The sequence below is a fragment of the Salegentibacter salinarum genome (assembly GCF_900168115.1).
Lineage (GTDB): Bacteria > Bacteroidota > Bacteroidia > Flavobacteriales > Flavobacteriaceae > Salegentibacter > Salegentibacter salinarum.
In genome coordinates this window covers 45422-67267 of sequence record NZ_FUZC01000009.1, presented here as the reverse complement: position 1 = coordinate 67267, position 21846 = coordinate 45422, and the positions used below count along the sequence as shown (strand labels likewise).

The following is a 21846-nucleotide window of genomic DNA, read 5'->3' as shown; positions in this document are numbered from 1 at the left end:
TAACCTCATATTTAAAATACTTTAGACCCTGAAATAAATTCAGGGTGACGAAAAATACAGCCATCTCTGATTTTAAAAACCTGTGAGGTCCTTTAATTAATCGTCTACAATTTCCATTTTTCGGAGGAGAAAAGATGCATTCATATTCTGGCAAATTCCGTCTTTGAATTTATAATCAAAATGCAATTCGTCATTGATGATTTCTGCATCGAAATAATGGTTTTTCACCTGACTCAATTCTGAGGTGATCTCGCACAAACTTAAATCATGCGTGGCGATAATTCCGGTTGAATTAGAGTTCACCAGTTTCCTGATGAACTTTTTAGAACCAATCGCTTTATCGCTACTATTAGTGCCCTTTAAAATTTCATCAAGAATTATAAAATACCGGTCGGTTTTTATTTCTTCTACAATAAACTTAAGCCGCTTTAGTTCTGAAAAGAAATAAGATTCATCATCGCTTAACGAATCGCTGGTACGCATACTTGTAATAAGTTTAATGGGGGAATATTTGCATGTTTCAGCACAGACAGGCAGCCCGATATTGCACATTACAATTTGTAAGGAAACCGTCCTTAAGAATGTACTTTTTCCCGCCATATTTGCCCCGGTAATAATAAAAAACTCCTCATCTCCAATGGCAAAATCGTTCGCAATCCTCTTTTTCGGGTCTAAAAGTGGATGCGCTAATTTCGTTGCTGAAATTCCTCTTCTTTCATTAATGATTTCAGGAAAAACATAATCCGGATGATTAAAAACAAAATTTCCAAGCGAGTTATAGGCATCGGTAAACTCAATCACTTCAAACCAGTTTTCTACGTGTTCCCTATAGTTCGAAATCCATTTTTCCAGTTTATAGCTTTGACGAAGGTCCCAAAGCAAAAAGCCGTTGGCAAAAATTCCAAAAAGCATATTGTTTCGCTGGTCTAAGGAATCAATTGCTTTGGAGAATTCTTTAAAAATAGCCGAGGCTTTCTTCTTTTCCTCATTAATAAGTTGCTGATTCTTTTTTAAGGTGTCTGAAGAAAAATTTTCTCGTTCTATAAGTCCGAGTAAAAAATGATATTGATGAAAAGTATCCTGAATCTTACTAACACTCCCCGAAAGTAAATTGATCTTTTTCAGGTAGATCCCCGTAAAAAGCAGTCCCGCTAAAAACCATAAAAAAAGATGGATGCCTTTTAAATAATCAAAAGAATAACCAGCAATAACCAAGAGCGAAAACACCGAAAATACTGTCGGCAGCCATTTTATATAATTCGGGACAAAGTTCTTATAGTTCTTAAACCAGTTGATTACGGTTTTCGAAGGAGTTTCGGTCTTTACCAACCTGGCAAGCGCGGTAAATTCCTGGCGAAATTCCGGCTTCTGCGCTAATTCTTTTACGGTTTCCTGTTTCTGCTGAATATTTTCAATACTATTTTCAGTAAAAATACCCACCAGTTTTTTAGTCCCTTCATAAAGTGCCGTCCTGTTGGAATACTGAAAAAACGAACCGCGACCAAATAAGTCTATATCCTGGCTGTAGGCGTGCATAGGGTCTTCAAATTCGCTCCCGCTAGGCAAATCCTGGAAATTTCTGGTTTTGAGAATATCAATTTCGAGTTCGTTTAGTTTGATTATTTCTTTTTGCTTATCACTCTTATCTTTAAGATCGCTATGTCGCGAAACCAAAAACAGGAAAAGTGCAATCCCGCCAATAATTACCGGAACAATTACGTTCATATTTCCGAAGAAATAATAAATAGCAAAGCAGATTGCCAGAAAAATTAGTAAACGAATTAAGCTGGAAACCATCAGTTTTTTGGAAAGCTTGCTTAATTCCAACTGGTGAATTTCTTTTTGTTTTGTATAAAATTCGAGTGGTTTATTCATTTAAATCCTTAAGTTCTTGTTGTTGTTTTTTCGTTAAGCCCGCTTTTACCAAATTGTAGGAATGGTCTATCAACTCATATACAAAACCTGGTTTTAAATACCCATCCAGGATCACGGTATTCCAGTGTTTTTTGTTCATATGGTAACCAGGTAAAATGTTGGCTTCATATTCTTCCCTAAGTTCGACTGCCTTTCCTGGATCACATTTTAAGTTTACACTAACCGGCACTGAATCCAGTCCTGTTAATGCAAAAACCTTTCCCATTACTTTAAAAACCAGGGTATCCGGACCAAAAGGTAATTCTTCGGTCACGCCTTTTTTGCTGATGCAGTAATTTCTAAGGGTTTCAATGTCCATAATTAAGTCCTTTCATTTCCGTGAAGACGGAAATCTACTTCTCAATTTTCGCTTGTTTGTTATCTTCTAAAGTAAGTGCGGTATAATCGAGCTTCCAGCCTATGGTTTCCACAATTTTTTCCATCAATAGAATTGTATCCAGCGCTTCCTTTCTTGCCTGGTCCAATAGTCCGCTTTGCGGTATTTTCTCTACAATATAATTCTTCGCATCGCGGTTAATGTCGGTAAGATCGGAGGTGGTAAACGGATTTGCCCAGCCTTCTCGCTTGTCGTAATATTTAAAATCGGTTTCTACGGTAAGCAGTTCCGGTTGCGGAAAATTGGTAAGCACGATGGTTTTTTTCTCGTTTTCGCTGTTCATTCTAATCTTGCTCAGATCAAAACCTACGTGGGCTTTCGCATTGACTAGCACAATAGCCTTTTTCTTTCCGAGCAATAAACTCAAGTATTTTTCCTTTAAATTCTCGTAATGATAGATTTCAGAAAAATCGCCTTCCACCGTGATAAATTTGCAAACGCTTTTTATTTTGTCCATAATCACCAGCGATTGCTCGTTGGTTTTAAGCTTTGATTTCTCCCTGTTAAACCGGGCAAAAATAAAATACGCCACGACCGCTCCCACAGCCAAACCGATAAATAAAAATTCCATATTAATTTCCTATTTCTCCCAAATGAGTGAATTTGAAGCCCTTTTTGTACTTGAGCCCGTAGCCCAGAATACGATCAAAAGCCGCGTGCGAAAACAAAATTACGCCTATTAATTGAAAAACCTCGTTTTGGAGGTAAAATCCCAAGAACCATAACAAAATGGCAAGGCCTTTATGGTGGAAAATGTTGTAGAAAAGCGCGCCGGTTTTGTTCCCGAAAAGATAACCCAGCATTCCAAAATCTGGCGTAAAAAATAAGACCAAAAACCACCACCAGGCAAAATTTAATTGGCTAAAAGCAAAAACTCCAAGCAAAAACATTGAGAGTTCTTCGAGTTTGAGTGTTATTTTCATTACTACTGAATTTTATATAAAACCGGTTTTGAAGGACTGGCATCGTTTTCAAAAGAAGCGAACTGCAGGTTTAGCAAATATTCGCCATCCAAAATAGAATTTGGAACATAAATAAGTTCGGTAATCGTAGCTTCAAATCGGGTATTTTTCGGATAGTTCCAAAAAGCTTTGTGTGCCAGTAATTTTCCCTCATCCTTTTCTTTATCTACCGATGGCAAATCGATTAGCAAATGTTTTACTCCACAATTTCGTAGATAAATGGCCGCATCTTCGCTAAGATATGACCAATTGGTATGCGAATATTTTCTTGTTTGTTTTTCTCTTAAATTGGGCAGTGTTCTTATAATTAAAGCTTCTGTATTTTTAGACTGAAATTTCTCCTTTAAAATTGCTTTGGAAATCACCTGGTCTTCACCTATTTTTTCCGATTCTACAGAAATCAATTTAGAGAAAAAGAAGAAAGTTTTAAGCGTTTGATTGATGCTGTAAAATTCCCTGGAAATATGCCCCACACATTCGGTATGGGTGCCGTGGGCGTGAGGATTAAATTGAATATTATTAAAATTCACCGAAGCACCTCCGGAAACCTTCCCTATAAAATCACCATCTTTCACCGGTTTTATTTTGGGCGCATCCAGATACCAAGCCACCGGATTTTTCGAATCTCCCCGCAACCCAATAGAAATATCCAGCGGTTTGGAAAAATCCACCTTGTAAGTTTTGTTGTTGAGTTCTATACTTGCTTTCACAAGCTAAATGTATTAAAAACTTTTTGTTCCCAAGCAAGAACGAAATAGAGATGAGTTTTTGTGAAATGTTATCTGATCGTCATTCTGAATCTGGTTCAGTATCTAAGTTTCCGGTAATTAAAACATCTTAGAATCCCGAAGAGAATTCGGGATAAAGTCTGAAATAAATTCAGCTTCACGAGGTTTGGGCTGTCGAAATAATTTCCGGAGTTAAATTAAAAACAAGGCTATTATTCTTCCAGAAAAAACAAATCAGCAGCAATGCCATCGCTTAAAAATTTTCCTTTCGAAGTAATATGGAAAATGCCATTATTTTCTTCCAGTAAATTTTCATTCTGCAGTGGCACTGCCAGTTTAAGAAAATGAATTTTATAATTTTCACCGAATTTATCGGAAACCTCAGCAACATCAACACCAAACTTAGTACGTAGCCGCGTCATCACATATTCATTGTACTTATCTGATAGTGATAAATCTTCCGTTTCCTGTGGAATTTCGCCATTTTCGAGTGCCTTTATGTATAATGGATTATTAGAAATGTTCCACTTTCTGGAATTTCCATCGTAGGAATGCGCAGCAGGACCTATTCCCAAATAAGATTTTCCCAGCCAGTAAGCAGTATTGTTTTGTGAAAAATAGCCCGGTTTCCCGAAATTTGAAAACTCATAATGCTCAAAGCAACTTTTGATAAGGGTTTCAACTAAAATCTCAAAATGTTTTTTGGCAGCTTCATCGTCTACGGGCTTGATTTTTCCCTTTTCAATAAACTTCTGAAGTGCTGTATTTGGCTCTACCGTAAGTGCATAACTGGATATATGTGGCACACCCAGCTCCAAAGAAATTTCCAGGTTTCGCTTCCATCGCTCTACACTCATTCCGGGAATTCCGTAAATAAGATCTATGGAGATATTATCGAAGTATTGCTTGGCGAGTTTTATACTTTTTAGAGCTTCTTCCGCATTATGGGCCCGGTTCATCAGCTTTAAATCCTCTTCAAAAAATGACTGGATACCAATACTTAAGCGATTGATTTTAGATGCTGCCAGCACTTTAATTTTTTCTTCGGTTAAATCGTCAGGATTTGCCTCGAGGGTAATTTCGGGATTCTCAGAAATTTTATAATTCGAGTAAATCGTTTCAAAAATCAGTTGAAGTTCCTCGGCTTCGAGCAGACTAGGTGTTCCACCACCAAAATAAATCGTCTGAATTTCGGGTGAGCTAAACTCATCCTTACGGAGTATTAATTCTTTGCAAAGCATTTCCACCAGCTGCCCTTTCTTTTTTAAGGAAGTCGAAAAATGAAAATCACAGTAATGACAGGCCTGCTTACAAAAAGGAATATGGATGTAGATACCGGACATTGTGGTGATTTGAAGATTATGTGGAATAATCTGAATTATTTGATTTTTTTCGGATTTTGCTTTACAAAAGCAGCCCAGCCGGTATAATTTTTACCGACTTCAGTTCGACCCGAATTGTAAAAATGACAAACCGCTGCCGCAAGTCCATCTGTTGAGTCGAGATTTTTGGGTAGGGATTTCAAGCCGAGTAAACTTTGTAGCATTTTCGCTACCTGTTCCTTGCTGGCATTTCCGTTACCGGTAATGGCCATTTTTATTTTCTTGGGTAAATATTCGGTAATTGGTATTTGTCTTGAAAGTCCGGCAGCCATTGCCACGCCCTGTGCCCTACCAAGCTTCAGCATAGACTGCACATTTTTACCAAAAAACGGGGCTTCAATCGCAATTTCATCAGGATGATAAGTATCTATTAATTCTATGGTTCGCTCAAAAATCAATTTTAGTTTCACGTAGGGATCGCTGTATTTACTCAGCTGCAATTCGTTCAGCTGTATAAATTTCATCTCTTTATTTTCCACTTTTATGAGTCCGAAGCCCATAATCGTTGTCCCGGGGTCAATTCCTAAAATAATTCTTTCACTTTTCAAAATAGCTGTTTCGGTTTAAAGCTTGCTTAATTCAGCTGCTCTGCAAAGCTAAGCAATTTCATTTCCTTACTCACCACGCTGGATTTTAATTACGCAGTTACCGGAACTACTTTTCTGCTTTAGCGTCTGTGGTTTTGCATTAAATTAGTTTACTTTACGGGGAATAAGAAACTAAAAACCGAATATGATTTTCTTTATAATTATTTGTTTTTGTTATTCGGTTTTAATGTTAATACTGCTTTACGGCTGGAAAAAGATACCGGAATTTTCTTCGGAAAATTCACCGGCGGAAATCAGGTTTTCAATCATTATCCCTTTTAGAAATGAAGCCGAAAACTTAGCGGTTTTACTAAGTTCTCTCAACGAAATAAACTACCCAAAAACGAAATTTGAAATTTTACTGGTTAATGATGAATCCGAAGATAATTCGGTAGAAATCATCAAAGAATTTCAGGAAAAACATTCAGAATTCAGTGTAAAACTTTTAGAAAACAAACGAGTTTCAGATTCGCCGAAAAAAGATGCTATTACTAAAGCGATAAATTCGGCGAATTTTGAATATATCCTTACCACCGATGCCGACTGCCGGGTACCAGAAAAATGGCTAAAGACTTATAACGACTATATCCTGAAAACAGGAAATAAACTTATTGCCGGACCGGTAGCTTTAATTCCATTTGTTTCGAAAAACAAACAAAAATCTAAATTTCAAAATTTTGAAACATTGGACGTTTTAAGTCTGCAGGCATCAACTGCGGGAGCTTTTGGGATAGAAAAAGCTTTTATGTGCAATGGCGCAAATTTATGTTATAAAAAGGAAGCTTTTGTGAATGTTTCAGGATTTTCAGGAAATGATAAAATTGCCAGTGGAGATGATGTTTTTCTGCTCCAAAAATTTTATCAAAAACATTATAAAATCGGTTTTTTGAAAAGTCAGGAAGCAATTGTTAATACACGTGCTCAGAAAAATTTAGTTAACCTGGTTTCACAGAGAATAAGATGGGCGTCTAAAACACCGGCATATAAAAGCCTGTTTGCAAAATTTACAGGACTCACTGTCCTATTAATGAATTTAAGCCTTGTCATCGCTACTTTCCTAGTATTTTTTAAGGTTTTGCCCTATCAGCCTATTTTGATCATTTTTCTAGTAAAGTTTAACTTGGATTTTATTTTGATTTATAGTTCAGCTAAGTTTTTCCAGCGGGAAACCGTTTTACGAAGTTATTTTTGGAGCAGTGTGTTTTATCCTTTTTTTAGCACTTATGTAGCAGTGAAATCTTTATTTTCGGACTTTTACTGGAAAGGAAGACAATTCAAAAGATAAAGATGAATTATTATATTTTAAGTTATACTACCGGGGAAAACTACCTGGAAGAGCGGGTAAAATACCGACAAGAACATTTAAACCACGCCACCGAATATTTCAATGAAGGCTACCTCACTCTTGGTGGAGCCATAGATTCGGCCAATGAAGCTGTACTGGTTTTTAAAGCAGAGTCTGATAAAATTGTCAAAGCTTTCGCAGAAAACGATCCCTACGTTAAAAACGGACTTATAAAATCCTGGATGGTTAAAAAATGGAATGTGGTGATTGGGAATTAGACATTTGATTACTTACCTCCAACCTCGTACTTTTAACCTCTAGCTTATTCAGCTTTAATTACAATGGGCATTTTAAAAACGGTAGAAACAGGTACCCCACGCTTGCTGGCCGGATATATTTTTGGAAGGGAATCTATAGATTGGTCTAACCAAAGCCTTAGTTCAGGGAGTTGATTGTTTAAAGTAGAATCTATTTTAACCGAATCTATCTCGGGACGGCCGGCACTATTAATCTCAAGATAAAGATAAAGCGTATCGTCTATAGACTCAGTCACTATTGGTTGTTGTTTAGAAAGGTAGGCGTAAACATTCTCAGCGACTTCCCGCTCAAAACAATCGCGTGCTGCGATGAGTTCGGTTTCATTTTGGCAATCTTCAAAAGCAGGATATTCGTCTACTTCTTTCCAGTTAAGCGTTTGGGATTCCAGCTCAAGCACCTCTTCTGAAGAAATTTTCTTGGTCTCAAAATTACAGGAAAAAACTACGAAACCAGCAAGTGCAAGTAAACTTCGCCGAAACAAAATCAGGAAGTAATTATAGAAATAACAACATTTAAATCTCCAGACAGGTTTCAGAGCATTTAAATCTCGAATATCGAGTAAAGCTTTTTTCATTGGCAAACGCACTTGGACTTTGAGCAAAAGTAATGAAATTTAAAAGAAAGCTTCATGAAAATCAACTGCTAATCTTTTACAGCATCCAGCTGCAGCGACTTTATTTCTTCCTGCCAAGCGGAGTCGTCCAGGTTGATGTTCTTATATTCTAAAAGATATTTATTGGTTTTTGACTTCAGACCTTTTCCTAGGGATAAAAGCTTATGATTTATATCCATAATAAAACCGTGTTTCAGATTTTTATCTCCGTAAATATTAAAAACAAGTCGGTTATACTTGGTCGCAGGTTGTTTGTAGATTAAATCTTTAGTTTCTTTAGAAAGTTCGCCAATCGTCACATTTCGATCTTCCAAATAGATGTTTTTATCAGCATCAACAAATATATTTACTCGAAAAGCCTCCTGCGCAAAACCTGAAAGAGTAATAAGAAAAAGGCTGATAAAAATTATAATAATCTTAAAATTCATAGGTGTTAATTTAAAAGAGATATCGACTACGCTCGAGGGAGAAAACTTAAACTAATTTTCAGCTAAATGCATCTTTTTCTTCAAGTCACTCGCCCTCGTTTTCGCGCGATATAACATCCCGTCGTTTCCAATACTTTCATATTTATTAAAATAGGCCAGGTAATATTTTATGACGGTTGAATCATCTTCTAAATAATTATCCGCCGCCACTGCACGTTCGTATAAAGCTCTCTCATTATCGGGATTTTCTTCCAGGGCTTTATTAAAATAATCCAGCGCATCCTTATACTTTTCCTGCATTTTATAGGTAAGTCCCAAACTTAAATACTCAGCATCTACCGGTTGTTTTTTAATGAGGATAGACATTAATAAATGGGTTTCAGACTTATCTAAATCTCCGGTTAGTGCATATAATTTTCCCAAGGTATAATGCGTGGCTGAGTTTCGGTCTTCAAATTCCAGTGCTTTGTTATAATTTATAATCGCTTTTTCGTAATCTTTAAGCCTGTAATAAGCAAAACCGAGTTTATTATAAATAAATTCTGAATCCTGCCCGAGTTCAATCAGCTTCTCATAAGGTTGGAGCGCTTCTTTATAAAGTTTCAAAGAAGAATAAGTTTGTGCCAGAATAGAAAGCAAAGAGGGATTATTGGAATTTGCACGAAGTCCGCGTTTACTATAATGTTCTGCCATAGTGTACTGCCGGTTCCTTAATTTATCCTTAGCTACTTTGTAAAGCGCTGCCTGGTGCGTGGTGTCCAGCATTATGGTGTACGTAAAAAAATGAATCGCTGTACTATCTTTTAGTTTTTCCCTGATTAATCCTTGCTGATATTTAAAACCGGCATTTTTCGGATATTTTTGATTTAAAACCTTAAAAAGACTGTCGGCAGCTTCCAGTTTCCCGGTTTTCACAAGTAATTCGCCATAGTCTATGGTGGTTAGAATGCGGTCTGGATTTTGGCCTAAAACCTTTTTGTAATTTTCCAGAGCAATTTCAGGTTGGCGGTTGGCAGCGTAGTTTTTAGCCAGCTTGAGATAGGTTTTCTCTGTTTGAGGATTAATTTCCTGAAGTTTCTCAATCGCTTCGGAATATTCCCCCACGACATACAAACTGTCTGAAATAGCCAAAGCCGAAGTTTGAGCTTCGGCTTTGAAGGCTAACATTAATATAATAATAAAACTAAACTTATTCACCTACTTGAAAAACTATTGGAAGTGAATACATCACGCTAATTTCCTTTCCGTCCTGTTTCCCGGGCTGCATTTTAGGAAGTTCCGAAATGACACGAATAGCTTCTTCTTCTAAATCGGGGTGTGGAGCTCTTGCCTTTACATTAACCACATTTCCGCTTTCATCTATTCTAAATTGGGTAATCACCCTGTTTGTTCCCCTAAGATTCAATTCCTTTCCTAAATTGGTATTAAAATTCATATTTACAAATCGGGTAATCTGGCGACTCATACAATCTTTCCGTTCTTCATTAGAATTTAAACCTTCACAACCTTCAAATACCGGAACATCTTCGATTAAGGCAAAAGGAACTCCGCTTTCGCTATCATATTCTATTTCTTCAGCGTATTTATCAGAATCTTTTTCTTTCCCTTCATTTGGCAAATTAATATACATATCATATTTATCACTAACATATAGTTTAATATAACCCTCTGGCACTTCTTCGTCCCTACTATGAATCGCATAGCTTATTGATTTTTCATTAGAATCAATCGTAGCCCAACTTACATAATTAGGATTGTTCATTAGAAATTCTTCATATTTTTGATGTACTTTTCTATTTTCTTCAGTCATCCCTTCACTAACATCAATGGTGTAACTATATTGAGAAAGAGGATCTTCTTCAGCAGATGCCACAGATGAATTATCGTCTGAACAGGAAACATAAGTTAGCATCATAAAAAGTAAAGGCAGTACGAATAGGTACTTGAATTTCGCTATTGTTTTTGATCTTGATTTTTGTAACATAATAATTCGTTTTTTGATTAATGAATGATTAAAAAATTGATTGATGAATGAAATATTCTGCGTGTTAAACGCGGTGTTTAGCAACTGTTCGTAATAGCTGCGTTTGGTAGTGGTTTTTACCACATTTGCATCGGCGATGAACTCGTGCAAAGTCGCAATCCTGCTCTGGTAGATATACACTAGCGGATTAAACCAAAATAAAATCTTTAAAGCTTCAAAAAACACTAAATCCAGGCTGTGTTTTTGCTTTACGTGAACCAGTTCGTGAGAGAGAATTTGTTGCTTTTCAGCTTCAGACAATTTATCACCTAAAAATATAGTTTTGAAAAATGTACAGGCAATATTGGAGTTAGGAACTTCAATTATCCGCAGCTCTTTATCTTCTGAGATTCTTCGGAAACGAAATAAATGGTTCAGGTTTTGGTATTTTTTTAGCAATAAAATTAAACTAAGCACCACTCCTGAAATATAAGTAACCAACCACCAGTTTATTTGCAATCCCTTCTCCTGCGCAACATTTACAGCGGGTAATTGCTGAATATTTTTAGGTTGACCGCCAATATAAACTTCGGGAAGCCAAACTTGTGAAAGAGTAGAAATAGATTCTGCCGGCACCAAAGCCGATAAACTTTCAAATTTCAGTAATGGCAGTAAGAGCGAAACAAGCGGAGTTACCAATAAATACCACCGGTTTATCGTGAAAAATGTTTCTTTTTTTAACAGGAGTTCGTACATCAGCAAAAAGCCGAGCTGGAATATTACTACCTGAAGTATATACTCTAACATTATTTCTCTTTTTTATTGATTTCTTTTAAAATGGCTTCCAGGTCTTTAGTGTCCATATCGTTCTTTTTCATAAAAAAAGAAACCATACTTTTAAAGGAGCCATTAAAATAATTGTTCATCAATTTATTGATACTTTGGTTACTGTAGGTTTCACGCGCCAAAAGCGGATAATACAAATAGCCTTTCCCCTTTTTTTCGTGATCTACAAAACCTTTATCTTCAAGGATTCTCACAATAGTAGAAACCGTGTTATAAGCCGGTTTTGGCTCCGGCATTTCCTCTATTATTGAAGCGACATTTGCTTTCTCCAGTTTCCAGAGAATTTGCATAATCTCTTCCTCAGCTTTGGTTAGTTGTTTCATAATATTTCTTTGTCATTTCCGCAGCCTGTGCTGAATTTTTTTCAGTAAAGGCGGCTTCTAAGTTTAATTAGTACTAGATCCCCGATAAAGTATCAGGGCAGGCTCTGAAATAAATTCAGGATGACGTTTATTTAAACCAGAACATATTCTCGACTCCGCTCGAATTGAAGAGTTTATAATAAGGTTTAATCTTAATTCCATACTGCTAATATAAACTAACATTTTAGTTTAACCTAATGTCTTAGTTAAAAATTATTATTAAATGTTCCCTAAAAGTTCTACCAGGTCTGCTTCAAGCCTATAAAAATCCTTAACTTTTAGGTTATGATTTCAGAAAAAGAACTTTCAGATTTACGCTCGGAAGCCTATAGACTTTCTTCAAAAGAAGTTGTTGAAAAACTAAAATCCGACGCCGATAATGGCCTGGATAAGGATAAAATTAAAGATCGACAGGAGAAATTTGGGAAAAACCAGCTACAAGAAAAATCGGGTAAAAGTATTCTGAGTATTATTCTTAGTCAGTTAAACAATCCCGTAATATATCTCCTCACAGCCGCTGCGTTAATCGCATTTCTTTTCGGCGATATTCCCGAAGCCATAGTCATTCTTGTTGTCCTTATTGTAAATACCATTATTGGTTTTTGGATGGAATACCAGGCACAGAAGTCTATGGAAGCCATTAAGAAAATGGATAAAACTGAAATTACGGTGATTAGATACGGGAAAGAAACTGAACTTGATGCCGAAGAAATTGTGCCCGGAGATATTCTAAAAATAGATGCTGGTGATTTAATTCCGGCAGATGCTCGCCTACTTGAAGCTAACGAACTTCAAATTGACGAAGCCGCATTAACGGGCGAATCTGTACCGGTGAACAAATCTACTGAAGCAATTGATACCGAAAAACAGGTGGCCGACCGTAATAATACTATTTACAAAGGAACTGCCGTTACTGCAGGAACTGGAAAAGCAGTGGTTTTCGCTACGGCTATGCACACCGAGGTAGGAAATATCTCGGCTATGGTCCAGGAACAGGATAAGGAGGAAACTCCGTTAACCACGAAACTCAACCAACTTACCAAAAATCTAATTTGGGTAATCCTTGCTATGGCCGCGGCTTTCTTTTTATTTGGTTGGTTAACCGATAAAGATCTTTATCAGCTGGTTCAGACCTCAATTGCCTGGACAATTGCCGCAATCCCGGAAGGTCTACCCATCGTTGCCAGTATTGCACTTGCCCGCGGGATGTATAGATTGTCTAAGCAAAATGTGCTCGTAAAAAAATTAAGCGCAGTAGAAACCCTGGGGGAAACTACCGTGATTTTTACCGATAAAACCGGAACGCTAACCAAAAATAAACTTACCGTTAAGAATTTCTCCTTTCCGCAGAAAGATGACTTAAAAGTAAATTGGAAAAATGAAAAACCTGAAGTTCAGGATCAGGAAAACTCTAATTTTCAGGAAATATTTAAAATATCAGTGCTTGCCAACGATGCCAATTTAGAAGATGAAGGGAAAGGAAATGGAGACCCCTTAGAAATTGCCCTTTTAAAGTTTACAAAGCATTTAGACGAAGAATTGTATACCGAAAACAAGAAAAAGGAACGTATTCTTCATAAACCCTTTGATTCTGACACCATGACTATGGGTGTGGCTTTTAAATCAGAAAATGGTCAGATATATGTTGCTGCCAAAGGCTCTAGCAATGCAATTTTAGATAAAAGCACGCATATTCTGGAAAATGATGAAGAAAAAGATTTTAGTAAAGAACAAAAAGAAAAATGGCAGCAGAAAAATGATGAGCTTTCTGAAGATGGGTTACGGGTTTTAGCTTTCGGTTTCAGAAAAACAGAAAATAAACCTGAAGATGAAGACAATTTTATAGAGAAACTATGTTTTGTGGGATTAATAGGATTTATAGATCCGCCGCGGGAAGAAATTGCTTCCTCTATAGAAACCTGTAAAAAGGCAGGCATTAAAATATTAATGGTTACGGGAGACCATCCGGGCACCGCAAAAAATGTAGGAAAAACGGTTCATCTTTTTTCTGAAGATGAAGAAAATAACGATGTAACTGTGCACGGTAAAAATTTAAACGATAAAGATATTCAATATGAAGAAATAAAGGATTCTTACGTTTTCTCCCGTGTTGCGCCAGGCCAAAAATTGCAGCTTATTGAAATTTATAAAGAGAATGGCGAAATAGTAGCTATGACGGGAGATGGGGTGAATGACGCTCCTGCATTGAAGAAAGCTGATATTGGTATTGCCATGGGAAAAAGAGGAACCCAGGTGGCCCAGGAAGTTGCCGATGTGGTATTAAAAGATGATTCTTTTGATTCTATTATAAATGCCGTAGCACAAGGACGAATTATTTTTGGCAATATTAGACGTTTTGTAGTCTATCAACTTTCTTATCACCTTAGTGAGATTCTTATTATTGCAATTATGAGTTTCAGTTTATTTACGCTGCCTATTTTACCTCTTCAGCTGCTTTTTCTAAATCTTTTATCTGATGTTTTTCCCGCACTCGCGCTTGGAGTTGGGGAAGGAGACAAAAAAGTTCTTGATTATCCGCCAAAAGATCCTAAAGAACCGGTGCTTAAAAAGAAGAACTGGCGACAAATTATTTCTTATGGTTTAATAATAACTGCAAGTATAAGTGGCGCCTACCTCTACTCTCATTTTATATTACAGCAATCTGAAAGTATCAATAATAACATCGCATTTTTTAGTCTTGCTTTCGCTCAATTCCTTCATGTTTTTAATTTACGTGATGGAGATGAGAATATGTTTAACAACCAGGTTACCAGGAATAAATTTATCTGGATGGCACTACTGCTATGTATTACCTTAGTTTTAATTGCCTATTTTGTGCCGGTATTTGCTGATGTTTTATCTTTTGAAAAACTCAGTTTACAGAGTTGGATTCTTATAGGTATTAGTAGTATTGTGCCTCTAATAATTATCCAGCTTATAAAAGAAATCAAAAAAGATTTTTAAACCCATTATTACTTTATGGATATACTTTTATTTACGCTAGCAGCCATTTGTATGGTATTAGGAATCCTTGGTAGTTTTTTACCGGTTTTACCCGGTGTACCACTTAGCTGGGTGGGATTATTGCTTCTATATTTAGCTCCTTCTGTTCCTATAAATTATTGGGTACTGGGAATTGCTTTTGTTCTCGCTGCCATAATTTATGCGCTGCAACTTATTATACCTGCAATGGGGACAAAAAAATACGGCGGAAGTAAAGCCGGAATGTGGGGTGCAACTATTGGCCTGGTAATTGGAATTTTTGTACCTGTTCCTTTGGGAATTATAATTGGAGCATTTGCTGGGGCTTTTATTGGCGAAATAATCAATAAATCTGATTCTAAATCGGCTTTGCGTGCAGCTTACGGCTCGTTTATTGGCCTTCTTGCTTCTACCTTTATGGAATTGGTAGTGGCGGTAGGATTTCTAATTTTCTTCAGCTATAAAGCCTGGGAACTTAGGGATTTGATATTTTAAAAAAGAAGAGACTGCTCAAAAATGGGTGACAAAGTCTGGTAAATTGAGCTAACCTGAATGAGAATGTAAACCTTTAATTTTCAAACAGCCTCTACAAGCATCTTAATGTGCTACAAAAACAGCCTTTCTTTTCTTGAGCTGCTGGTCAAGTTCGAAGATGGTTTTTTTGATGGCTAATTCAAAACTTTCTTCTGTAGAGGAAGCAAAGATCCTTGGGCCGGGCGCACTTAACTCGATCTCGCAAATCTTTGATCTTCCTGTGGGGTCATTTTCTTCTTTAAAATAGACTTCGGCTTTAATAAGCCAGTCATATTTATCTGATAGTTTATTTAGGTTTTTTGATACATTTTGGGTTAAAAATTCGCTTCCTTTTGTTTTTATAAATTGGATATTGATGAGCATAGTAGTAGGTTTTAATGTTAGATCAAAATTAGGTTTAAGGCTTATCATAAAATATGATGAAGGTCACTTTGGTTTCAATTAAGCCATCTTTTGGTAGTTATATGTCAGGAGAGTTCAGGAAGCTTATCGTTGTCTTTTATATACTCGGTAATCTTAAAAAGTTCTAACCTGTTTAACCTGAAGGCTTTTACAAAACTTGCAATTTCATCTTCCAAATGTTCGTGTTCCATTCTAAAAAGCCTGGAATCTTCCATTTTTTCAAGAATCATTTTGCCAATTTGCTGTCTATGTTTATCGGTTTTATCCAAAAGATCCTGGCAGCGTTCTTTTAGCTTGAGGAGTTCATTCTTCATTTTTGACGCTACTTTATAATTTTCATCTTTATCTATCCATATAAAATAGCTATCTAAAAGTTTATGAAGAAAAATGAGATCGTCCCTGAAAAAATGTAAATCTGAATTCCAGTGTTTGGTAAGCGTATAGAGCTGTTCCATATTGGCTTCGGCAATAAAATCACCTTTTGGTCTTTTCCTAATACTTTCCATAATTAATAGTTTTAATATGAAATGAAATTAATACATAGCTGACTGAAAAAGTATGATTTTCGTCAGTCACGACAAAGTTTAATTAGCCAATTTCAAATGCTTTAATATTTGTGATAATGCTAATGAAGCAAACCCAAAAACGATGATAACCACAAAGTGATTCGTTGAAAGTGGCACCAGCGATAAAGCTTCTGCCATTAACGGAATATGATAAACCAGTACCATAGTTAAAACTGAAAATATTAATGCTCCCCAAACCCATGGGTTGCTGGTAACTTCATTCTTTAAAAAAGATATTTTTCTTCCCGGAAGATTAAAGACATTTAGCAACTGTCCTAAAATAAGGGTGTAGAAAGCAATATTGTTTACCACAATAGCACTTAGCCCCATTTTAAAATGAGTGTAAGCCACTGCCCCAATCACCGCTGCGGTAATACTTAATCCATACAAAACTGTTGCGGTCCAATGCTTTTTAGTAAGAATTGGCTCCTGCGGATCCCTTGGTGGATCTTTCATGATATTCGGATCTCCTTTGCCAACTCCCAACGCTAACGCCGGGAAAACATCGGTAACAAGATTTAGGAAAAGTATTTGCAGCGGAAGCAATGGCATTGGCAAATTGCTTAATGAGGCCAGAGCCACTGAAATTATCTCTGCCAGGTTACAGGAAAGCAGAAAGATCACAAACTGCCTGATATTTTCAAAAATGGTACGCCCCTGTCTTATGGCAAGTTCGGTAGAAGTGAATTTATCGTCCATTAAAATTACATCTGCGACTTCTTTTGCAGCCTCGGTTCCCCTAATTCCCATAGCAATGCCGATATCTGCTTTTTTAAGGGCCGGGGCATCATTTACACCATCGCCCAACATCCCGACGATTGCTTTATTCTTCTGATAAAATTTTACTAAATCCAGCTTCTGGCCGGGAACCATCCTGGCAAAAATGCCTGCCTGCATTAAGGTTCTTTGTTTATCTTCGGTTAAACTTCCAATTTCTTCAAGATCGGCACCGTGTACCACCATTTCGTCGGGTGCGTCTTCAGCAATTAACCCAATCTCCTCTCCTATTTTTCTTGCTGTATCTGGGTGATCGCCAGTGACCATTACCACTCTTATTCCCGCATTTTTATAAGTTTCAATAGCTTGTTTAATATCCTTTCGTGGCGGATCTAAAAATCCTAAAATCCCCACGAAAGTGAGGTTTTTCATTAAATCTTCATAAGCAGGCTTTGTGCCGGTCTGTTTAAATGCAAAAGCCAGGACCCGCATTCCTTCGGCAGCGATTAATTTTGCCTGTTTTTGCCATTCATCTTTATCCACAAAATCTTTGGGACCATCTTTGGTTAAAATTAAATCACAGGAACCGAGTAAAGCCTCCAAAGCCCCTTTTACGCAAGTTAAATGTTGATTTTCTAAAGTATGTAGAGTGGCCATTTTCTTAATTTCAGCATCAAATGGAACTTCCTGTATTTTCGGATATTTTTGCTGAAGTTCTTTATAATCAGATCCCATTTCAGCCACGAATTCAACCAAAGCGATCTCCACCGCATCTCCTGTGAATTTATCATCTTTTAATTTTGAATTATTACAGAGACTACCAATTAGTACCAGTTTTTCAAAAGCAGGATCACTTTTGAAATTTGAGGCTTCAGTGGCAGGAAAATCTAAAGTGCCCAACATTAAATGATGAACGCTCATTTTATTCTCGGTAAGCGTACCGGTCTTATCGGTGCAAATTATCCCGGTTTCTCCCAAGGTTTGAACCGCCTCCAATTTCTTGATCACTACATTCTTCTTAGAAAGTCGAAGCATTCCCCGGGCAAGAGCAATAGTAGCAACTATGGGCAAACCTTCAGGAATTGCAGCTACCGCCAAGGCAATTCCGGTTTTTATCATTAACATTAAATCTTTGCCCTGAAAATAGCCGGTGACTACAATTAGAATAGCGAGGACTAAAGTGAGCCAGATAAGCCACCTACTTAATCGCTTCAACTTCTTTTCTAATGGCGTACTTTCCTTTTTAGCACTACTGGTGAGCTCGCCAATACGGCCAATTTCAGTTTTAATTCCTGTGGATATTACAATTGCTTTTGCTTTACCCCTAACGGCAATGGTGCCTTTATAAAGCATATTTTTTCGGTTGGCCAGGGGAACTTTATCGGGAAGCGCTTCAGCATTTTTTTCAATCTGATTACTCTCTCCGGTGAGAATGGCTTCTTTTACCGCAAAGCTTTCGGTTTCCAACATTCGGCAATCGGCAGGGATTACATCACCGCTTTCCAGGATGACAATGTCTCCCGGCACCAAACCTGTAGCCTTAATTTGTTCTTCTTTTCCGTCGCGTAAAACATTGGCGAGGGTTTCTACCATTTTCTGCAAAGCCTCTACCGACCGAATTGCTTGCCATTCCATAAAAAACCCGATAAGCGCGGTAATAAGGATCACAATCAAAACGGCCGTGCCTTCCAGCCACTCGCCAAAGAAATAAGCCAGGGCCATTGCAGCAGCCAGAATATAAATTATAGGATCAAGAAATTGTTCTAAAAATATAAGTCCGATATTTTTAGATTTAGACTCTTTTAATCGGTTAGCTCCGTGTTTTTTAAACCGGGCAGAAACCTCAGCAGCAGTTAAGCCTTTACCGGGATCTACCTTTAATTCTGAAAGGATTTCTTTAGAAGACAGAGCGTGTGGATCTTTCAACATAACTTTTAGAGTAAAGCAACTATTACCGGGAAGCGTCTTGGGGAAGACATTTTTCATTTTAAATATTTCGAAATTATTTTACTAGTATAAAACGAGTCCGTACCCCATATTGAGTAAGAAAATTCCCAAAAGGAATAAAAGCACATAAACAACCTGCACGAACTTTAGGTTAATTACAGTAAGCTTTCGGGTGGTAGGTTCAGGAAAAATAAAAAGTCCAAGGCCTATAAAAAGCGAAATCCAACCCAGGGCGGTTATTATAAATTTCCAGCTTAATTCCCAGATATTATGAAATAAAATATTGAGTAAACCTATAATTATAGCAGCAAAAGCAGCTAATATTAAAAACTTATGATCTTTTAGGTCTTCAAAGATTTGTTTTATCCTTTTAGGATTAAAACTCAGTACAAAAAAGAAAATCAAGAGGTACCAACCCCAAAATTTAGCGAGAAATAAGGAAGTGTCCATCTTATATTTGTGTTGATTATTCACCCAAATTTAGCCTGAAATCAAATATTTTAATATGATAAATATCAGTTGATTAGCGAATAAACCTGAAAAGCTGACGAATTCTAATGTTAGACTTTTGCAAAAGTTTAATGCGCTTTAAACAAGATCAATTAAAATCAGCTATTTTTATAATTGTATGAAAGAACACTACTGGATCTTAGCGGGAATTGGTTTCACCACTCTTATCATGGCCTGGCTGCCTTCAATTTCAAAAAAAATAAAGGTTAGCGGTCCCATAATTTTATTACTTATCGGTTTTCTTTTGTTGGGATTAGGCTTACCTATTGGATGGCCAGATCCTTTATGGGCAGATGAGGGACTTATGTATTTCTCTGAAATGATTGTTATTATTTCCCTGATGGGCGCAGGTTTAAAAATTGGAAATAATTACAGTTTTAAAGCCTGGAAAAGACCATTTTTATTAGTGTTTCTCACTATGCCGCTTTGTATGGTTTCGGCTTATTTCCTGGGACAGAATTTCCTGTTTTTTAGTGTCCCTTCCTCCTTATTACTCGCTGCAGTACTCGCCCCTACCGATCCGGTTTTAGCTGCTGAAACTCAACTCGACGATCCGGAAAGGGAAAAGGAATATAAAGGAAAAATAAGGTTCTCTCTTACAGCAGAGGCAGGTTTAAACGATGGCCTTGCATTCCCTTTTACTTATATGGCTGTTCTAGTGGCGCAAGCCGGTGGTTGGGCTGCTTTTGATTTTACTGATTGGATGCTTGATAAGTTCTTTTTAAAAATTATAATCGGTACTATCGCGGGTTTTGCCATTGGAAATGCTATAGGGTTTACCCTCGATAAAGTTCACAAATATGCGGGCATAAAAACTTTTGATGGTTTTCTCGCACTTTCACTTACCTTGTTTAGTTACGGGGCCACAGAACTATTACACGGTTACGGATTTCTCGCGGTATTCTTTACGGGATTAAGCCTTAGGCATTACGAAAAAGTTAGCGGAGATTATAAAACCAAAATGCACGATTTTATTCATGAAATAGAACGCATTTTATTGGTGGTCTGGATTATTCTCTTTGGTGGTTCTATTATGAATGGTATGCTAAGCCTTACCGATTGGCGCGGAATTGTATTCGCTTTTGCCTTTGTTTTAATTATTAGACCCCTTGCAGGAATTATAAGTATGACGGGGATTAGAGACAGTTTTAAAAATAAGCTCGCTATTAGTTTCCTGGGGATTAAAGGAATTGGTTCTGTATTTTATCTTGCCTGGGCTTTTGTTGAATTTGAAGATTTTGAATATAAAAATGAACTCTATTCCATAACCGCGTATATTATTTTAATTTCCATAGTGGTTCACGGTTTTACTGCTCCTTCAATTATTGAATATTTTAAGCGGAAAACGGAACAAAACGAAAACGAATCAGGAGACACCCCAAAAGGATAACTGAATCAGATAAGGAGTAATAAGTGCGGTGATAATTCCATTTACACACATTGCCAGGCCACTGTAAACTCCGGCGAGTTTGCTTTCTTCAAAGGCTCGGGCGGTACCAATCCCGTGAGCGGCCGTTCCCAAAGCGGTACCGATGGCTATTTTGCTTTTTATTCCTAATTTCTTCAGAATAAAAGGACCAAAAGCATTTCCAAAAATTCCAACGGCGATTACAATTCCGGCGGTAATTTCAGGAATTCCACCGGTAAGTTTGGTGATTTCAATAGCAATTGGCGTAGTAACCGATTTTGCCGCAAGCGATTCAATTATAAAGTCTGGAACTTTTAAAAGGAGGAGAAAAATAATCACAGTTAACACTCCGGTTATTCCACCAATGGCTACCGAAAGTAAGAACACTTTTAAATTCTGTTTTACTTCTTCATATTTTTCATAAAAGAAGACGCCAAGCGCCACTACCGATGGCCCCAGGAAAAAACTGATATATTTTCCCCCGCGATTATAAGTATCAAAATCAATATTGAAAATGAATAAAAATAAAATAATAAAAACAATAGCTACCAGAACCGGAGTAAGCAGCGCGTAATTAAATTTCTTCCGAAGCTCACGTGCTCCTGCAAAAGCGATAATGCTAATAAAAACTCCAAATATTGGTAATTGAATAAATTCTTGCATTACTTCCCGAATTTTTCAATAATTATTGCTGAAATATAAAGTGTGATTACTGTGCTGGCAATTACCGCTACCGAAATTGGCAACCAGTAATTCGCAATGATCTCAAAATAAACCATTAATCCTACACCATAGGGAATAAAGAACAGAACCAGGTATTTTATAAGCTTATCTGAGGCTGGTTTTACATCCTGAAGTTTTATTATTTTTAATCTTAAAGCTAAGAAAATAAGGAACATCCCCAGGATATTGCCGGCGATTGGGAGTTCAAAAAAATAGGTGATTAACTCACCTAAAAGTAAAAATCCAAAAATATAAGCTAAGGCTTTAAGCAT

23 protein-coding genes are annotated in these 21846 nt (G+C 36.9%); 5 read left to right on the top strand and 18 right to left on the bottom strand.

Annotation, left to right across the window (positions count from 1 at the left end):
• Nucleotides 1-96: 96 nt before the first annotated feature.
• The 7 genes from B5X53_RS11960 to ruvC all read right to left on the bottom strand — a co-directional run bounded on the left by B5X53_RS11960 (nt 97) and on the right by ruvC (nt 5931).
• A complete protein-coding gene (locus B5X53_RS11960; RefSeq protein WP_079713465.1) occupies nt 97-1875 on the bottom strand; it encodes a MutS-related protein in 1779 nt (592 codons plus the stop codon).
• A complete protein-coding gene (locus tag B5X53_RS11955) occupies nt 1868-2233 on the bottom strand; it encodes an MmcQ/YjbR family DNA-binding protein (protein ID WP_079713464.1) in 366 nt (121 codons plus the stop codon). The genes B5X53_RS11960 and B5X53_RS11955 overlap by 8 nt, the downstream gene beginning before the upstream one ends.
• A 34-nt stretch (nt 2234-2267) precedes the next feature.
• A complete protein-coding gene (locus tag B5X53_RS11950; protein ID WP_079713463.1) occupies nt 2268-2882 on the bottom strand; it encodes a DUF4230 domain-containing protein in 615 nt (204 codons plus the stop codon).
• Nucleotide 2883: 1 nt separating this feature from the next.
• A complete protein-coding gene (locus B5X53_RS11945) occupies nt 2884-3234 on the bottom strand; it encodes a DUF4260 domain-containing protein (protein ID WP_079713462.1) in 351 nt (116 codons plus the stop codon).
• A gap of 2 nt (nt 3235-3236) precedes the next feature.
• Nucleotides 3237-3983 (bottom strand): cyclase family protein, encoded by a 747-nt coding sequence (locus tag B5X53_RS11940; RefSeq protein WP_079713461.1) that lies wholly within the window; start codon nt 3981-3983, stop codon nt 3237-3239.
• Nucleotides 3984-4213: 230 nt separating this feature from the next.
• A complete protein-coding gene (gene hemW / locus B5X53_RS11935) occupies nt 4214-5344 on the bottom strand; it encodes a radical SAM family heme chaperone HemW (protein WP_079713460.1) in 1131 nt (376 codons plus the stop codon).
• Between the two features lie 35 nt (nt 5345-5379).
• Nucleotides 5380-5931, bottom strand: a complete 552-nt coding sequence (gene ruvC / locus B5X53_RS11930; protein ID WP_079713459.1) for a crossover junction endodeoxyribonuclease RuvC — start codon at nt 5929-5931, stop codon at nt 5380-5382.
• Between the two features lie 184 nt (nt 5932-6115).
• Here ruvC and B5X53_RS11925 point away from each other — a divergent pair, with 184 nt between their 5' ends.
• Both B5X53_RS11925 and B5X53_RS11920 read left to right on the top strand, forming a co-directional pair.
• Entirely contained in the window at nt 6116-7255 is a 1140-nt protein-coding gene (locus B5X53_RS11925; protein WP_079713458.1) for a glycosyltransferase family 2 protein, read from the top strand.
• Between the two features lie 2 nt (nt 7256-7257).
• Nucleotides 7258-7533 (top strand): YciI-like protein, encoded by a 276-nt coding sequence (locus B5X53_RS11920; RefSeq protein ID WP_079713457.1) that lies wholly within the window; start codon nt 7258-7260, stop codon nt 7531-7533.
• Between the two features lie 44 nt (nt 7534-7577).
• Here B5X53_RS11920 and B5X53_RS11915 read toward each other — a convergent pair whose 3' ends face one another.
• From B5X53_RS11915 to B5X53_RS11895, 5 genes are all read right to left on the bottom strand, one after another.
• Nucleotides 7578-8147, bottom strand: a complete 570-nt coding sequence (locus B5X53_RS11915; protein WP_232764029.1) for a hypothetical protein — start codon at nt 8145-8147, stop codon at nt 7578-7580.
• A 68-nt stretch (nt 8148-8215) separates the two neighbouring features.
• Nucleotides 8216-8614, bottom strand: coding sequence for an ExbD/TolR family protein (locus B5X53_RS11910; RefSeq protein ID WP_079713456.1), 399 nt, complete (start codon nt 8612-8614; stop codon nt 8216-8218).
• Between the two features lie 51 nt (nt 8615-8665).
• Entirely contained in the window at nt 8666-9781 is a 1116-nt protein-coding gene (locus B5X53_RS11905) for a tetratricopeptide repeat protein (protein WP_079713455.1), read from the bottom strand.
• A gap of 22 nt (nt 9782-9803) precedes the next feature.
• Complete coding sequence (locus B5X53_RS11900) at nt 9804-11384, bottom strand: M56 family metallopeptidase (protein ID WP_079713454.1); 1581 nt, start codon at nt 11382-11384, stop codon at nt 9804-9806.
• Nucleotides 11384-11746: a BlaI/MecI/CopY family transcriptional regulator gene (locus tag B5X53_RS11895; RefSeq protein ID WP_079713453.1), complete on the bottom strand. Its 363-nt coding sequence runs from the start codon at nt 11744-11746 to the stop codon at nt 11384-11386. Before B5X53_RS11895 ends, B5X53_RS11900 begins: the two co-directional genes overlap by 1 nt.
• Before the next feature lie 324 nt (nt 11747-12070).
• Between B5X53_RS11895 and B5X53_RS11890 the strand changes: the two genes are divergently transcribed.
• Both B5X53_RS11890 and B5X53_RS11885 read left to right on the top strand, forming a co-directional pair.
• Nucleotides 12071-14749, top strand: coding sequence for a cation-translocating P-type ATPase (locus B5X53_RS11890; protein WP_079713452.1), 2679 nt, complete (start codon nt 12071-12073; stop codon nt 14747-14749).
• A 15-nt stretch (nt 14750-14764) separates the two neighbouring features.
• Entirely contained in the window at nt 14765-15262 is a 498-nt protein-coding gene (locus B5X53_RS11885) for a DUF456 domain-containing protein (RefSeq protein ID WP_079713451.1), read from the top strand.
• Nucleotides 15263-15364: 102 nt separating this feature from the next.
• Here the strand turns inward: B5X53_RS11885 and B5X53_RS11880 are convergent, their stop codons facing one another.
• The 4 genes from B5X53_RS11880 to B5X53_RS11865 form a co-directional block, all read right to left on the bottom strand.
• Nucleotides 15365-15664: an HPF/RaiA family ribosome-associated protein gene (locus B5X53_RS11880; RefSeq protein WP_079713548.1), complete on the bottom strand. Its 300-nt coding sequence runs from the start codon at nt 15662-15664 to the stop codon at nt 15365-15367.
• A gap of 104 nt (nt 15665-15768) precedes the next feature.
• Nucleotides 15769-16209 carry a hypothetical protein gene (locus B5X53_RS11875; protein WP_079713450.1) on the bottom strand — a complete coding sequence of 147 codons (441 nt, stop codon included), beginning with the start codon at nt 16207-16209 and terminating at the stop codon, nt 15769-15771.
• 78 nt (nt 16210-16287) lie between these two features.
• A complete protein-coding gene (locus B5X53_RS11870) occupies nt 16288-18972 on the bottom strand; it encodes a cation-translocating P-type ATPase (protein ID WP_232764026.1) in 2685 nt (894 codons plus the stop codon).
• Between the two features lie 24 nt (nt 18973-18996).
• Complete coding sequence (locus B5X53_RS11865) at nt 18997-19383, bottom strand: hypothetical protein (protein WP_079713448.1); 387 nt, start codon at nt 19381-19383, stop codon at nt 18997-18999.
• Nucleotides 19384-19561: 178 nt separating this feature from the next.
• Between B5X53_RS11865 and B5X53_RS11860 the strand changes: the two genes are divergently transcribed.
• Nucleotides 19562-20833, top strand: a complete 1272-nt coding sequence (locus B5X53_RS11860; RefSeq protein WP_079713447.1) for a cation:proton antiporter — start codon at nt 19562-19564, stop codon at nt 20831-20833.
• On the opposite strand, the gene B5X53_RS11855 is transcribed toward B5X53_RS11860, so the two are convergent.
• Nucleotides 20810-21514 carry an LrgB family protein gene (locus B5X53_RS11855; protein ID WP_079713446.1) on the bottom strand — a complete coding sequence of 235 codons (705 nt, stop codon included), beginning with the start codon at nt 21512-21514 and terminating at the stop codon, nt 20810-20812. The genes B5X53_RS11860 and B5X53_RS11855 overlap by 24 nt on opposite strands.
• Nucleotides 21514-21846, bottom strand: a complete 333-nt coding sequence (locus B5X53_RS11850) for a CidA/LrgA family protein (RefSeq protein ID WP_079713445.1) — start codon at nt 21844-21846, stop codon at nt 21514-21516. Before B5X53_RS11850 ends, B5X53_RS11855 begins: the two co-directional genes overlap by 1 nt.